The 13,555-nt window shown below is 70.5% G+C and carries 15 protein-coding genes; 7 read left to right on the top strand and 8 right to left on the bottom strand.

Annotation, left to right across the window (positions count from 1 at the left end; genetic code table 11):
* The first annotated feature begins 46 nt into the window (after window positions 1-46).
* The 6 genes from ACYVMZ_RS17990 (at window position 47) to ACYVMZ_RS17965 (ending at window position 6,026) form a co-directional block, all read left to right on the top strand.
* Window positions 47-1,207, top strand: coding sequence for a PP2C family protein-serine/threonine phosphatase (locus ACYVMZ_RS17990; protein WP_461080716.1), 1,161 nt, complete (start codon window positions 47-49; stop codon window positions 1,205-1,207).
* 147 nt (window positions 1,208-1,354) lie between these two features.
* Window positions 1,355-2,254 carry an STAS domain-containing protein gene (locus tag ACYVMZ_RS17985; protein ID WP_461080714.1) on the top strand — a complete coding sequence of 300 codons (900 nt, stop codon included), beginning with the start codon at window positions 1,355-1,357 and terminating at the stop codon, window positions 2,252-2,254.
* Window positions 2,251-2,664, top strand: a complete 414-nt coding sequence (locus ACYVMZ_RS17980) for an STAS domain-containing protein (RefSeq protein ID WP_461080712.1) — start codon at window positions 2,251-2,253, stop codon at window positions 2,662-2,664. The genes ACYVMZ_RS17985 and ACYVMZ_RS17980 overlap by 4 nt, the downstream gene beginning before the upstream one ends.
* Window positions 2,661-3,110, top strand: a complete 450-nt coding sequence (locus ACYVMZ_RS17975; RefSeq protein ID WP_461080710.1) for an ATP-binding protein — start codon at window positions 2,661-2,663, stop codon at window positions 3,108-3,110. The genes ACYVMZ_RS17980 and ACYVMZ_RS17975 overlap by 4 nt, the downstream gene beginning before the upstream one ends.
* Window positions 3,107-4,168, top strand: a complete 1,062-nt coding sequence (locus tag ACYVMZ_RS17970) for a SpoIIE family protein phosphatase (RefSeq protein ID WP_461080709.1) — start codon at window positions 3,107-3,109, stop codon at window positions 4,166-4,168. Before ACYVMZ_RS17975 ends, ACYVMZ_RS17970 begins: the two co-directional genes overlap by 4 nt.
* A gap of 4 nt (window positions 4,169-4,172) precedes the next feature.
* Window positions 4,173-6,026, top strand: a complete 1,854-nt coding sequence (locus ACYVMZ_RS17965; RefSeq protein WP_461080707.1) for a PP2C family protein-serine/threonine phosphatase — start codon at window positions 4,173-4,175, stop codon at window positions 6,024-6,026.
* Here ACYVMZ_RS17965 and ACYVMZ_RS17960 read toward each other — a convergent pair.
* From ACYVMZ_RS17960 to ACYVMZ_RS17950, 3 genes are all read right to left on the bottom strand, one after another.
* Window positions 5,950-6,501 (bottom strand): VanZ family protein, encoded by a 552-nt coding sequence (locus tag ACYVMZ_RS17960; RefSeq protein WP_461080705.1) that lies wholly within the window; start codon window positions 6,499-6,501, stop codon window positions 5,950-5,952. The genes ACYVMZ_RS17965 and ACYVMZ_RS17960 overlap by 77 nt on opposite strands.
* A gap of 136 nt (window positions 6,502-6,637) precedes the next feature.
* Window positions 6,638-7,057 carry an ATP-binding protein gene (locus ACYVMZ_RS17955; RefSeq protein ID WP_461080703.1) on the bottom strand — a complete coding sequence of 140 codons (420 nt, stop codon included), beginning with the start codon at window positions 7,055-7,057 and terminating at the stop codon, window positions 6,638-6,640.
* Between the two features lie 123 nt (window positions 7,058-7,180).
* On the bottom strand, window positions 7,181-7,621 hold the full coding sequence (locus ACYVMZ_RS17950) for an STAS domain-containing protein (RefSeq protein WP_461080701.1): 441 nt from the start codon (window positions 7,619-7,621) through the stop codon (window positions 7,181-7,183).
* Between the two features lie 133 nt (window positions 7,622-7,754).
* Between ACYVMZ_RS17950 and ACYVMZ_RS17945 the strand changes: the two genes are divergently transcribed.
* Window positions 7,755-8,147: a DUF3662 domain-containing protein gene (locus ACYVMZ_RS17945; RefSeq protein WP_461080699.1), complete on the top strand. Its 393-nt coding sequence runs from the start codon at window positions 7,755-7,757 to the stop codon at window positions 8,145-8,147.
* A gap of 113 nt (window positions 8,148-8,260) precedes the next feature.
* Here ACYVMZ_RS17945 and ACYVMZ_RS17940 read toward each other — a convergent pair whose 3' ends face one another.
* From ACYVMZ_RS17940 to ACYVMZ_RS17920, 5 genes are all read right to left on the bottom strand, one after another.
* Entirely contained in the window at window positions 8,261-9,391 is a 1,131-nt protein-coding gene (locus tag ACYVMZ_RS17940; RefSeq protein WP_461080697.1) for a site-2 protease family protein, read from the bottom strand.
* Window positions 9,392-9,484: 93 nt separating this feature from the next.
* Entirely contained in the window at window positions 9,485-10,858 is a 1,374-nt protein-coding gene (gene nhaA, locus ACYVMZ_RS17935) for a Na+/H+ antiporter NhaA (protein ID WP_461080695.1), read from the bottom strand.
* A gap of 67 nt (window positions 10,859-10,925) precedes the next feature.
* Window positions 10,926-11,351 carry a DUF3040 domain-containing protein gene (locus ACYVMZ_RS17930; protein ID WP_461080693.1) on the bottom strand — a complete coding sequence of 142 codons (426 nt, stop codon included), beginning with the start codon at window positions 11,349-11,351 and terminating at the stop codon, window positions 10,926-10,928.
* A 53-nt stretch (window positions 11,352-11,404) separates the two neighbouring features.
* Entirely contained in the window at window positions 11,405-12,193 is a 789-nt protein-coding gene (locus ACYVMZ_RS17925; RefSeq protein ID WP_461080691.1) for a slipin family protein, read from the bottom strand.
* Entirely contained in the window at window positions 12,190-13,539 is a 1,350-nt protein-coding gene (locus tag ACYVMZ_RS17920; protein ID WP_461080689.1) for an NfeD family protein, read from the bottom strand. The genes ACYVMZ_RS17925 and ACYVMZ_RS17920 overlap by 4 nt, the downstream gene beginning before the upstream one ends.
* Between the last annotated feature and the right edge of the window lie 16 nt (window positions 13,540-13,555).

Raw genomic sequence — 13,555 nt, 5'->3', positions numbered from 1 at the left:
TCTACAAGGTCTGCGAGCGCCCGGCAAAGGATTGGTGTTTACCATCGTGAACAGATTTGTGGCCGCTGAACGTGCTTTGCGTACAGCGGCACCGCACGAGTTGCTCGACGCTGTCCGTCGCGTACTCAAGGAGCAGTACGCGGCGGAGTCCGTCGAGCTCTTCATGGCCGACTACGGCCTGACAGTGCTGCAGCCGGTGTCCGTGCTGCCGCACACCCTGGAGCCGGTGTCGGTGCACAACAGCCCGGCCGGCCGCGCCTTCGGCGCACAGGAGCCGTTCGTCGAAGAGCTGTCCGGCGGACAGGTGCGCGTGCACCTGCCGGTCACCGTGCGCGGAGACCGGCTCGGCGTCCTGTCGGTGACCCTGCCGGGCGGGGAGCACGTACACGGCTGCCTGACGGAGCTGGCGGAGATCGCCGAAGTGCTCGGCCACGAGGTGATCGTGGCCGAGCGGGACACGGACCTGTACCTGCAGGCGCGGCGCAGGGACCGGCTGACCCTGGCCGCGGAGATGCAGTGGCAACTGCTTCCGGGCCGTTCCTGCTCGCGTCCGGAGTACGAGCTGGGCGCTCAGCTGGAGCCCGCGTACGCGATCTTCGGCGACAATTTCGACTGGTCCGCGACGGCCGACCGGCTGACGCTGTACGTCACCAACGGCATGGGCGAGGGCACCGAGGCATCCCTGCTGACGAACCTGGCCCTCAACGCCCTGCGCAACGCGCGCCGGGCCGGCATCCCCATCGCCGACCAGGCGGCCCTGGCCGACCAGGCGGTCTACGCCCACTACCGGGGGCGCTGTCACCTGTCGGTGCTCATGTTCGACTTCGATCTGGCCACCGGGCGGGCCCGGGTGGTGGACGCCGGCTCCCCGCAGTTGCTGCGCCTGAGGGACGGGACGGTGGAGCGCGTGACGTTCGAGGCCCAGCTGCCCCTGGGCATGTTCGAGGAGACCGACTACGTCGCGCAGGAGTTCCACGTCGAGCCCGGAGACCGGCTTCTTTTCGTCAGCGACGGGGTCTACGCCGTCGCCTCTCCGAAGGGTGAGGCGTATGGGGACGCCGCCCTGGCGCGGGCGATCATGTCCACCCGGCTCCTTCCGGCGGCTGAGGTCCCGCGGGCGATCCTGCGGGAGCTGACCGGCCACCGCGGCAGGGCCGTCCCGGATGACGATGCCCTCGTGGTGTGCCTGGACTGGCGCGGACGGTGACCGCTGCGGCCGCCATGCGGGTCCGCCCAGGATCTGACCATCGCGTGTTGTTTGCGCCACACCCCAGACGCTAATGTTTGTCATGCGGCAATAATCGGAATGATCGCCTGCCGTACGGTCGCCATGCGGCCCTGTCCAGAGGAGAGCATGCGGGTGTCGGAACAGGTAGTGGCCTCGGACTCGGCGGCGCGGCAGGTGGGCGACTTCCTCGAGAGGCGCCGGGAGCAGATCGCGCAGCGGTGGGCCGATGCCACGCTGTTCCGGAGTGTGTTCACCGTATCCCGGGACGAGGCGGTGGAGGCGGGCAAAGCCGTCGTGGACGCTCTGGCCGCGGTCGCCGCTTCCGGTCGGCTGGAGGACATCACCGCACCCGGTTTCCAGACGGTGCGTGAGCAGCTCGGGCGGATGGCGGTTGCCCGGGGCCGCAGGGGGTCCACCCCGGCCCAGATCGCCGACGAGGTCGCCGCCCTGCGTGACCCTGCGGCGGAGCTGCTGCGCCGTGAGTTCGCGGATCCGTCCGGCGCGGACGTCCAGCAGTGCCTGCTGGCCCTGGCCGTGCTGATGGGCAGCCTGCGCCTGGTGGTGATGGAGACGGCCCTCAGTGAGGGCGAGGAACTGATCGAACGGCAGCGTCAGCAGTTGATGGAAGTGGCCACCCCGGTGATCAACCTGTGGGACGGCGTGGTCGCCGTGCCGCTGATCGGCACGCTGGACAGCGCCCGCAGCCAGGTGGTCATGGAGAGCCTGCTGGACGCGATCGTCGCCCAGCGGGCCCGGTACGCCATCCTCGACATCACCGGCGTCCCCACAGTGGACTCCCTGGTCGCCCAGCATCTGATGAAGACCGTGGCCGCGGCCCGGCTGATGGGCGCGGAGTGCATCGTCTCCGGCATCCGGCCCGCGATCGCGCAGACCATCGTCCACCTCGGCATCGACCTCGGAACCGTGCTCACGCGCGCCGGTCTGGCCGATGCCCTGGCTTACGCACTGGGGCAGCAGGGCATCGTGGTCTCCCCGCGCCCGGCTGCCCGCGCGAGCCTGAAATGAACGGCCCACCCTCCGGCCCCGCAGCCCATGTGCCGGTCCTGTCCCTGGGCGACACCCTGCTGGTCACCCTGCAGGGCGAGTTGCACGACGGGATGGCCGAGCGGCTTCAGCAGGACATCACCCACCGCATCGCCGGCAGCACAGTGACCGGCGTGGTGATCGACATCTCCGGTGTGGACATCGTCGACTCCTTTCTGGGACGGATCCTGGCCGAGATCGCCTCCAGCGCCCGGCTGCTGGCCGCCCGGACCGTGCTGGCCGGTATGCGGCCGGCCGTGGCCATCACGCTGGTCGAGCTGGGGCTCACCCTGCCCGGGCTGCTCACCGCGCTGGACGTCGAACGCGCGATGGAACTGCTCACCGACTCCACGTCGGCCACCCCATGCGTAGGCGCGGAGGAGGTTACGTGACGCAGGCCTCCCGCGACGCCGCCGCGACGACCCTGCCCATCGGCTCGGACGCGGACCTGGCCTGGGTACGGCAGCGAGTACGCCAGGCCGCGGCCGAGCTCGGATTCGGCCTGGTCCAGCAGACCAAGCTGATCACCGCGGCCAGCGAACTGGCCCGCAACACCCTCGTCCACGGCGGTGGTGGGCATATGCGCATGACCCCCCTGAGCAACCGGCAGACCCGTGGGCTGCAACTGTCGTTCATCGATGCCGGCCCCGGTATCCGGGACATCGAACAGGCGATGACCGACGGGTACACCACCGGGGGCGGGCTCGGCCTGGGTCTGAGCGGGGCCAAACGGCTGGTCCATGAGTTCGCCGTCGACAGCCGCCCCGGTCAGGGCACCACGGTCACCGTGGTCGCCTGGGTTTCCGCGATGCCCGCTCCCCGGGCGGAGGTCGGATGAGCCGGGTGTGGGACATCCCGGTCCACGACCCGACCCGGGTACGGGATGTCCTGGTGGCGGCCGAGTCGGCCTCCGCTCACGCCGGGCTCGATCCCGACCGCACCGCGATTGCCGCGCTGGTGGCCACCGAGCTGGCCACCAACCTCCTCAAGCACGCCGGCGGCGGCCGTATCGTGATCAACCTCGTCGAGCGCACGCATGCCGCCAGCGTCACCCGCAGGTCCTCGGTCCAGCTTCTCTCGCTCGACCATGGCCCGGGCATCACCGACGTGGCGTCGGCCCTGCGTGACGGCTGCAGCACCGCCGCCTCCTCGCTGGGCGCGGGCCTGGGAACCTGCCTGCGCATATCCAACGACTTCGACCTGCACAGTGCGCCCGGACGCGGAACGGTCGCGATAGCCCGCATCAACCACGAGCCCGCCTCCCGGCAGGCGCCGCCGGACCAGTTCCCGTCGCGCCCCCGAACAGGTGGAATCAACGTTCCCCTGTTCGGGGCGAACGACTCCGGTGACGCCTGGAGCCGGGTGCGTTCCGGCACGCGGCTGACCCTGATGCTCGCCGACGGGCTCGGACACGGCGCCAAGGCCGCACACGCCTCCACCGCCGCGGTCGAAGAACTGCGCCGGGCAGCCCATCTGCCGCCCGCCGAGATCCTGCGGCGCCTGCACACGGCCCTGCGCCCCACCCGGGGAGCCGCCGTCGCGGTGGCCCAGCTGGACTCGGACACGGAGCATCTCTGCTTCGCCGGTGTCGGCAACGTCGGCGCCCGGCTGCACACCGCCGGCACCTGGAAACCCCTCGTCTCCCATCCCGGTATCGTCGGCGCCGCCTTCCCGGCGACCGTCCCGGTCCAGTCGGCACCGTGGCGGCGAGACAGCGTGCTCGTCCTGCACAGCGACGGACTGCCCAGCCGCTGGACGCCACCGCACGACGCCCTGCTCCTCGCCCACGACCCCGCGGTCGTGGCAGCGGCCATCCTCAGGGACGCCGGCAGCGACGCCCGTCCCGTACGCGACGACACCAGCGTGGCCGTACTGGCCCTCGACAACCGGACCTGAGCCCATGACCGCCACCCCCGAAGTCCGGACGATCGGCTCGCCTGCCGACGCGGCCCGCGCCCGTACCGTCCTGGCCCGCCTCGCGGAGGACGCCGAGGCGCCCCTGCTCGAGCGCGCACGCTTCCTGACCGCCCTCACCGCACACCTGCGGCAGTGCCTCGACCGAGGTGGCACATGGGAACTGCTCCTCAGCACGCCCCAAGCCACCGGCCCCCATACGCACGGGCACCTGAAGGTCGCCGTGCGCCCAGCCAGCCCTCCACATGACGAGGCGCCGTGGCACCTCACCCTCGCCTGTCCCGAGCCCGTGCGCCCCCGCTGCGGCCCCGGCCCGGCCGGCCTGCACGAGACAGCACTCCCCGAGGCCCTCCTGGCGGCGGACGAGGACACCGCAGCAGTGCTGGACAGGCTGGAGGAAAGGAGTGAACTGGTCAGCTTCCACCGTGAGGAGCTGCACCAGACGAACCAGGGCGTTGTGGCACTCCACGCCGAGCTGGAGGCCGCAGCGGCTGTCCAGCGTGAACTCCTCGACGCCGAACGGGCCGCCCGGGCCGACGCGGAGAACGCGCGGCGCCTGCTGACCTTCCTGGCCGACGCCAGCGCCGCCCTGACCGCCTCCCTGGACCACGAGGACATCCTGCGCCGGCTGCCCGACCTCCTCGTCCCCGAGTACGCGCGCCACGTCGACGTCTGGCTCTTCGACGACGAGGCGGCGACCCCCCGCAACGGTCGGCGCCCGGCCTCCGCGGTCGCCGCCGCGCGCAGTGGCCGTCCCCAGCACGCCGCCGCCCACCCCGGCGGGCTGCCGGGCGTCGACGACCTGCCACCCTCCGCCCTGGCTCCCGGACAGGCACTGCTGTCCATCCCCCTCACGGCCCGCCACACCCTGGGCGTACTCACGCTGGCCGCTCCCGGCCCCCGATTCGCCCCCGACACCTCCGTCATGCTGGTCGAACTCGCCCGCCGCACCGGCATCGCCCTCGACAACGCCCGCCGCTACGAACAGCACCGCACCATCGCCGAAGCCCTGCAGCGCGCCCAGCTCACCGACCTGCCCACCACCGAGGGCCTGCTCCTGGCCGCCCGCTACCTGCCCGCCACCCGCGGACTCAACATCGGCGGCGACTGGTACGACGCCTTCCCCCAGCCCGACGGCAGCCTGCTCGCCGTCATAGGTGACGTCACCGGGCACGGCCTGCGCGCCGCCATTGTGATGGGACAGCTCCGTACGGCGCTGCGCGCCTACGCCGTCGAGGGCGACAGCCCCGGCCAGATCCTCACCCGCCTGCACGAGCTGCTCCGCCACCAGCAACCCGACCTGTACGCAACCGCGATCATCGCCCGCTTCCAGCCCGGCGATCCCACCGTCGTCTGGGCGGCCGCCGGGCACCCGCCCGGCGTGCTGCGGGCACCCGACGGCACAGTCCGCGTCCTGGACGCCAAACCGGGAATCATGCTGGGCGTCCCGCTGCCGTACGCATACCAGGACCACACCCTGCACCTGCCGCCCGGCTCGACACTCGCCCTGTACACCGACGGCCTGGTCGAGCGCCGGGCCATGGGCATCGACCCCGGGATAGACCGTCTTGCGCGGACCCTGGCCACGCTGAGCACGACGGAGCTGGAGCATGATCTCGACGTGGCGGCCGAGTCGTTGCTCAAGCCTGTGCTGTACGACTCCGAACGCGACGACGACGTCTGCCTGCTGCTGTGCCACACCACGCCCACGTCGCCGAACACGCCCGCCTCATCGACGTGGGCGGAGCGGCGCAGCGTTCGCATCAGCTGTGCACCGCACGGCTCAGCCGCCGCCCCAGCAGAAGGTAGCCCACCAGGGCGCCGGTCGTGTTCAGGATGACGTCGTCGACGTCGAAGGCCCGCCCGGTGACCAGCGCGCCCTGTGCGAACTCCACCAGCAGCATCACAGTCGCGGTCAGAAGGATCACCTGAAGGATGCCACGCGTGCGCGGGGCGAGCAGCGGCACCAGAAGGCCGAAGGGCATGCCCAGCAGGAGGTTGCCGCCGATCTGCTTGACGGCATCCCGCAGTTCGGGCTGGTCCAGGTAGGCCCGCAGCGAGCGCCCCGGACGCATGTTGGTGTGGGTCAGCGACTCCGAGGCAGGCGAGGGCTCCAGGGTCAGGCGGGCCAGTACGACGGCGAACGCCACCATGAACGCGAAGGCGCACAGCATCACCATCAGGCGAACGGGCAAGGGCAGGGGGCGTCGCGCGCGCCGGGCCGGTCCCGACCCGCGCTTGGACTTGCCGGATCCGTCGGACTTGGCAGTACGCAGGCGTGCCACGGCACGCGGACGTGCGGCTGTGCGGGCCATACGGTCCTCCAGTCTGCGGCTTCCCTGCGTTCCAGGGCGGTTACCCGCGAACCGGCGGGGAATGCCGCCGCGCCGCACACCGCAGCCGGGCACCGGCCCGTTCGACTCCACCGCCTGGTCCGACGCCTGCGCGGCGTCAGATGGCCAGGATCGCGCGCACTCTCTTGCCGCCCCCGCTGACCGGAGCCACGTCGAACCGTTGTGCCAGACACCGCACCATGGCCAGGCCCCGCCCGCCTTCGCCCTCGGCGGTCAACGGCCGCACCTGGGGCTGGTCCGGGTTGTCGTCGTAGACCTCGACGGTCACCCGTTCGTCGGACACCTGCAGGCGCAGGCGGCAGGCGCTGCGGCCATGCCGGGTGGCGTTGGTGACCAGCTCGGACACGATGAGCGACGCGTCATCGATGTGCTCGGCATCGACCCGCGCCATCCGGTGCCGGGACCGGGCGAGAAACCTCGCCGTCAGCCTCCGTGCCCGACCCGCCGACGCGTCCTCGTCGGGCAGCAGGTACTCCACTCGTACGGAACGCCGATGGGTACGCCGATGCGTACGCATGGCGAATCACTTCCCCTCCTGGGACACCCGGCGCATCTGCGGCCTGGCCGCTCGCCGGGGCCGCGGCATGTCTTGCGCGGCCGGTCCTGCCCCGTCGTCATGCCCCGTGCCGGTGATCGCCAATCAGGGCGGTGGCTGTGGAGGGTCGCGGAGATCACGGGCACCCTCACTGTGCGACTCGGGAGGCCACACGGGGCGATGCGCCGCAGGCAGGTCCAGCAGTGCCTGGCCGACCGTTGGCCGGACGGGCAGCAACTCAGCGCTGCCCGTCTGTACCAGCAGCTCCCTCAAGCGACGCCCCGCCCCAGCCAGAACAAGCTCACCCTTCCGACGCCTCAGCAGCCAGCGGATGGCCAACAGGCAGTTGAGCCCCCGTGAGTCACAGAAGACGAGGGCCGTCACGTCCAGCACGAGATACCGATGCCCGGCGTCGACTCGGGCGCCGAGCGTGCGCAGGAACAACTCTTCGCAGCTCTGGTCGAGTTCGCCACTGACCCGCAGGACCGCGCAGTCGTCACAGCCGGCAAGCTCGGTGATGGTCAGGCGGTGGATCTGCGTGGACATCGCGCCTCCATCCAGCCATCGTACGGAGGGCCGTCAGGGCCGCCCCCCCTGTGCGCCGGCGCCCGTCGCGACCAGCTGAATCGGTACCCGTACGGGTGCGTGTGCCCCGCATTTCGCCGGGCAAGGGAGCAGGATGAGATTCCTCGCCGGCCTGGAACACGCTGTGGAGCGATGGTCCAACTCCTTGTTGGAGTCGCTGATCCGTCCCGCGAGAAAGAACGCAGAGGTGGTGGGAATACTCCGCCGCGAGTGCGACGACCACGCCTTGATCCTGGACCGTCGGCGCACTTTGGTACCCAACACCTTCGTCGTCGAGCTTCCGCCCGAATCCCACCGGCAATTGACCGACGGCAGCGCACAGGTGACAGGGCACCTCGAGGCCCAAATCCGCCGTCACGCCGCAGAACAGGGATACATCTTCGCCGGTCCGGTGGCAGTTTCCCTGTCACCGGCCGACGACGCGGGTGTCGGCCGCTTCCGTATTCGCAGCCACATCGCACCCATCGAGAGGCGAAATCCGAACTAGTGCCGAGCGGCGCAGTGCCATTGGCTCATACTGCAACCGTTCCTGACGTGACGGACGATCGTCGGTCTTTACGGGCTCGGTCTTTACGGGCTCGGTCTTTACGGGCTCGGTCTTTACGGGCTCTCCGTTCCGCGAAGTGTGTGGCGCTGGACGATCCGGGAGATGTCGTGCGCGGTGATGATGCCGGCCGGCTGCTGCCCGTCGGTGACGACGATGGGCAGGCCGCGTTCCGGCGTGAGCTTTTCGAGCACCTCCACCAGCAGGTCGTCCGGGGCACAGGTGGTGCACCGCGCCCATGGGATCGCCACGTCCCGTACGCGCAGGGTCTCCCTCTGCGAGGCGGGGACCTTGGCGAGCTGCGGGAGGTGGAGCAGGCCGCTGGGGCGTCCCTCGAAGTCGATCAGGGCGAGGGTGGAGTGGTGGGTCCGCACGGCCACGTCATCGACGCAGCGTTGTACGGTCAGCCAGTCCTGGCAGGTCTCCACGGGACTCGACATGGCATCGGCCGCCCGCAGTCCGCGCAGGGCGGGGGCGAGCCTGGCGCTCCTGTGTTCCGCGCTGGCGATGACCATGACGAAGAAGCCGATGACCGCCAGCCACAGTCCGCTCAGGGCTCCGCGCAGCACGGCGATCCACCCGACGCCGATCAGCAGGATGCCGAGGACCTGGCCTGCGCGTGCGGCCGCGCGCTCGGCGCGGTCCTGGTCTCCTGTACGCCACCAGGTCAGTGCCTGCACCACCCGTCCCCCATCGAGCGGAGCGGCCGGCAGCAGGTTGAAAACAGCGACGACCAGGTTCACCCAACCGAGCCAGAGCAGGACGGCTGCGGGCACGGCCCAGCCGGACGACGTGTCCAGCCCGATGCCCGCCCCGAGCGCCACCGCACCGACGACCAGACTGGCGAACGGCCCGCTCACGGCGACCAGAAAGGCCGCGCCAGCCGTACGCGGCTTGCCCATCTGGGTCATTCCGCCCAGGGCCCAGAGCGTGATGCTCTGGACCTGGATGCCCTTCCTGCGGGCCGTCACCGCGTGGGCGGCCTCGTGTGCCAGCAGGCTCACAAGGAGGAGCAGGGCCCCGGCCAGGCCGGCGATCGTGTAGGTGGCGCCTGGCTGGTCCGGAATCCTGGCCGGGAGGGTCTGACTGCCCAGGCTGTATCCGAAGAGCATCACGAGCAGGGGTACGGTCCAGTGGATGCGCAGCGGCACCCCGAGTACGCGTCCCATTCGTACCGAGCTTTTCATCGCCATCTCCTGCGGACCGAGGCAGGTGTTCCTCCGCCGAAGCCGACACCTTGTGTGGCGTTTCCGGGTGCGGGCGGATCACCCGTCGAGTGTTCATGGGTCGGCGGATCTGCCGCCGCTGTGACCGTGTCGGTCCGGATGTTGAGCCCGCGGGTCTGTGGTGCGCCGCGGTGAGGTCGAGTCGGCCTGTTGGTAGATGTCGGGGATGCCGTCGGCGTTCTCGTCGCGGTTCTCCTCCTCGTACAGGCGCCGGTACTTGTTGTTCCGCAGTCTGAGCAGCACGCATGCCACGAGTGCGGAGGCCAGGGAGCCGAGGAGGACGGCGGCCTTGATGTGCTCGAGGTCTGCGGGATTCGGATAGGCGAGTTCGCCGATCAGCAGGGAGACGGTGAAGCCGATGCCGGCCAGCATGGCCACCGCGAGCACGTCGGCCCAGGCGAGGTCCTGGTTGAGTTTGGCCCTGGTGAAGCGGACGGCGAGGTAGCAGCCGCCGAAGACGCCCAGGACCTTGCCGGCGGCCAGGCCGAGTGCCACGCCCAGCGGCTCGGGTTTGCTGACCACATCCCCGAGCGTGTCGCCGGAGACACTGACGCCGGCCGAGAACAGCGCGAACAGGGGGACGGCCACTCCGGCGGAGACCGGGCGGATCAGGTGCGCGATGTGCTCGGCCGGACGCCGGCCTTCCTCACCGTCCTTCGCCACCCGCAGCAGCAGTCCCATGGCGACTCCGGCCACGGTGGCATGGATCCCGCTCGCGTACGTCAGGCCCCAGATCACCAGGGCGAGCGGCAGATACCAGTACCAGCCGTGCACACGCCGTCGGTCGTGCAGGTGGAAGAACAACCCGAGCCCGAGTACGGCGCCGATGAGCGCGGGAAGGTGGATGGTCGAGGTGTAGACGAGGGCGATGACGACGACGGCCCCCAGGTCGTCGACCACCGCGAGCGTCAGCAGGAAGGCGCGCAGCGCCGAGGGCAGATGGGTGCCGATCACCGCGAGCACGCCCAGGGCAAAGGCGATGTCGGTGGCCATGGGGACGGCCCAGCCGTTCCACGTTCCGCCCATGCTCGTGGCGACAAGCCCATAGACCAGGGCCGGTACGGCCATGCCGCAGGCCGCCGCGATCACGGGCAGCACCGCAGTTCCCGGGTGACGCAGCTCGCCGACCACCAGCTCACGCTTGAGTTCCGCACCGGCGACGAAGAAGAAGATGGCCAGCAGTCCGTCGGCCGTCCAGTGGGCCACGGAGAGATCCAGGCCCAGTGTCCCGATGCCGAAGTGGAAGTCCCGTATGGACTCGTACGCGCTGCTCAACGGTGTGTTGGCCCACACCAGGGCCACGGCGGCCGCAGCGAGCAGCACCATGCCGCCGACCGTCTCGGTGCGCAGGGCGTCCGCCACGAACGTCCGCTCCGGCAGCGGGAGACGGCCGAGGAAAGTGCGGTTCCTGCGGTTGCGTCCGGGCATGTAGCCGACCTTTCGATGACCTGGTGCGGCCTCTGGGTACTTCGAACGGGACTGCGGGTGCGGGCCATCAGTTCCGCGACCTCCAGGACAGTGCAGTCGGGAGCGGCCGTGGCAAGGAACGGGCTGCCCACAGGTCGGTGGATGGTCGCTCATGCCTGGTGGCCGGTCGTCGGCGCGGTGCTCGCCCGAGCCGGGAGCCCCTGCCTTGGACGGACACGACCGGCGCGCGGCCGTTCGGCGGTCCGTGGTTGCCATCGGTCGAGGGCGATCTGCTGAAGACCGCCGTGAGGATCAGGCCCACCACCAGCACTAGGGCGAACACCACCATGGCCTTCCAGCGCCAGTCGTGTGGTCCCCCGTCGTCGCTCCGGCTCTCGGTGTGCTCATCGCCATCGGGGAACTGGAGGTTCAGCGCATCCATCAGCGCGACCAGCTCGGGATCGTCCCGGGCCAGGCGTCGCTCCATCTCGGCGAGGATGCGCCGGTCGTCCATCGAGGGGTTCATACCGATCACCTGAGTCCCTGGTGGCCCCGGCGGGGTCTCGTCTACGCGGTGCGGGGGCCGCTCTGCGCGGCTTCGGGAGGCCGGAGCATGTCGACGAGGCGCAGCACCTCCATCGGGAGCGGGAAGATGAGGGTGGAGTTCCGCTCGCTGGAAACCTCGGCCATGGTCGACAGGATGCGCAGGTGCATGGCCGCGGGGTGGCCCTCCAGCCGTTGCGCGGCGTCCGCGAGGGTCTGGGCGGCCTCGAACTCGCCCTTGGCGTGGATGACCTTGGCGCGCCGGTCGCGCTCGGCCTCGGCCTGGCGGGCCATGGCGCGCCGCATGGCCTCGGGCAGCTCGACGTCCTTGACCTCGACCAGGGTGACCTTGACTCCCCATGGGTTGGTGACGTCGTCGATGATCCGTTGCAGCCGCTGGTTGATCTCGTCCCGGTTGATCAGCAGCTCGTCCAGGTCGACCTGACCGAGGATGCTGCGCAGCGTCGTCTGGGCGATCTGCGAGGTTCCCTTGATGTGGTCCTCGATGGCCACGACGGAGCGGTTGGGGTCGACGACGTTGAAGTAGGTGACGGCGTTGACCCGCACGGTGACGTTGTCCTTGGTGATGACGTCCTGGGGCGGGATGTCCATGGTGATGGTGCGCAGCGAGACGCGGACCATGCGGTCGACCACGGGGATGATGACGAACAGGCCCGGTCCCTTGGCTCCGATGATCCGGCCCAGGCGGAAGATCACCCCGCGCTCATACTCGGGAACGATCTTGATGGCCGCCATCAGGAGCAGGAGCACCACGACTGCGCCGATGACCATGCCGACCACTGCTGAGCTCATGATCCGTCCTCCTGTTCGGTCCCCCGGCCCTCTGCGGGCTCGGCGGGCTCGACGATCAGTTCCAGGCCGTCGTGGTCGACCACGCGGACCTGCTGCCCTTCGGTGACCGGGGCATCGCGCCCGCGGACGGTCCACCAGGCCCCTTCCAGCAGCACCTGACCGGTGCCGCCCTCGACGCGTCGTACGACCGCCTCGTGGCCCACGAACGCCTGGTGCCCGGTGGTCGCCGGTGCCTTCCGGGCGCGCCAGGCCAGCCGCCCGGCGAGCAGCGAGCCGCCTCCGACCACCAGGGCGGTCGGCCACAGCACGGCGGGATCCACGCCGAGCTCACCGCGGAACAGCAGCACTCCGGCGAACAGCAGGGACACGGTTCCGCCGGCGGCGAAGATCCCGACCCCTGGAGTGAGCACTTCCGCGACGAACAGAGCGGCGGCCAGGGCGAGGAGCAGCAGTCCCCCGACGTTGAAGGGCAGCACGCTCAGCGCGACGAATCCGAGGACGAGCAGGACGACGCCGATGGCGCCGGCGAAGCCCATGCCGGGGCTGGCCAGTTCGTAGAGGACGGCCAGCGTGCCGATCGACAAGAAGAGATACGCCAGCTCCGGGCTCGCCAGCCACTGCCGCAGCTCCCCGAAGAACCCGAGCTCGTGGTCCACGACCTGGGCCCCTGCCGTGTGCAGAACGATGTCGCGCTGCGCGTCCTGCGGGCCGACCGTGACACTTCGGCCGTCCAGCTCGGTGAGCAGGGCCTCGCGGGACGGCGCCACAAGATCGACGACGTCGATCCGCACAGCCTCCCGGTCGGACACGGCCCTGCCGTCGCGGACCATGTCCCGGGCGAAGTCCGTGCTGCGCCCCCGCTGCTCGGCGATCGAGACCGCGAAGGCGACAGCGTCGTTGACGACCTTCTCGCTCGCCTCCTCGCCCTGCCCGGTCACCGGCGTCCCGGCCCCGATGTGCGTGCCGGGCGCCATGGCGGCGACGTGCGCGGACAGCGCGATGTAAGCGCCTGCGGAAGCCGCCCGCGCTCCGGAGGGGGTGACGTACACGATGACCGGGACGTCGGAGGCGAGGACGTCCTTGACGATCTCCCGGGTCGACTGGAGCAGCCCGCCCGGGGTGTCCGTCTCGATCAGGAGCGCCTCGTGCCCGTCCCGCTCTGCGGCGCGCAGTCCTTCCTGAAGGTGGTCGGCGACGACCGGGGTGATGGTGCCGTCGATCCGCATGGCGAGCACGGTCGGCGACTGCGCCGCACTCACCGCGGGGGCAGCGAGCAGGCAGCCCAACGTCACCAGAAGGATCTGGATGACCCTCCGGGCGGACGACGTGAGGCGGCTTCGGGGCACAGCTCGGTACCCCCTG

The sequence above is a fragment of the Streptomyces deserti genome, from assembly GCF_054782695.1.
Note: the sequence above shows the minus strand (reverse complement) of the source record. Positions and strands in the feature narration are given on the sequence as shown.

Bases quoted from the DNA above. Each gene is read 5' to 3' on its own strand.
- nhaA (WP_461080695.1), bottom strand. From the start codon at position 10,858: ATGCCCGGACGCAACCGCAGGAACCGCACTTTCCTCGGCCGTCTCCCG.
- ACYVMZ_RS17970 (WP_461080709.1), top strand. From the start codon at position 3,107: ATGAGCCGGGTGTGGGACATCCCGGTCCACGACCCGACCCGGGTACGG.
- ACYVMZ_RS17950 (WP_461080701.1), bottom strand. From the start codon at position 7,621: ATGTCCACGCAGATCCACCGCCTGACCATCACCGAGCTTGCCGGCTGT.
- ACYVMZ_RS17960 (WP_461080705.1), bottom strand. From the start codon at position 6,501: ATGGCCCGCACAGCCGCACGTCCGCGTGCCGTGGCACGCCTGCGTACT.
- ACYVMZ_RS17965 (WP_461080707.1), top strand. From the start codon at position 4,173: ATGACCGCCACCCCCGAAGTCCGGACGATCGGCTCGCCTGCCGACGCG.
- ACYVMZ_RS17980 (WP_461080712.1), top strand. From the start codon at position 2,251: ATGAACGGCCCACCCTCCGGCCCCGCAGCCCATGTGCCGGTCCTGTCC.
- ACYVMZ_RS17940 (WP_461080697.1), bottom strand. From the start codon at position 9,391: ATGAAAAGCTCGGTACGAATGGGACGCGTACTCGGGGTGCCGCTGCGC.
- ACYVMZ_RS17985 (WP_461080714.1), top strand. From the start codon at position 1,355: ATGCGGGTGTCGGAACAGGTAGTGGCCTCGGACTCGGCGGCGCGGCAG.
- ACYVMZ_RS17955 (WP_461080703.1), bottom strand. From the start codon at position 7,057: ATGCGTACGCATCGGCGTACCCATCGGCGTTCCGTACGAGTGGAGTAC.
- ACYVMZ_RS17945 (WP_461080699.1), top strand. From the start codon at position 7,755: ATGAGATTCCTCGCCGGCCTGGAACACGCTGTGGAGCGATGGTCCAAC.
- ACYVMZ_RS17925 (WP_461080691.1), bottom strand. From the start codon at position 12,193: ATGAGCTCAGCAGTGGTCGGCATGGTCATCGGCGCAGTCGTGGTGCTC.
- ACYVMZ_RS17930 (WP_461080693.1), bottom strand. From the start codon at position 11,351: ATGGACGACCGGCGCATCCTCGCCGAGATGGAGCGACGCCTGGCCCGG.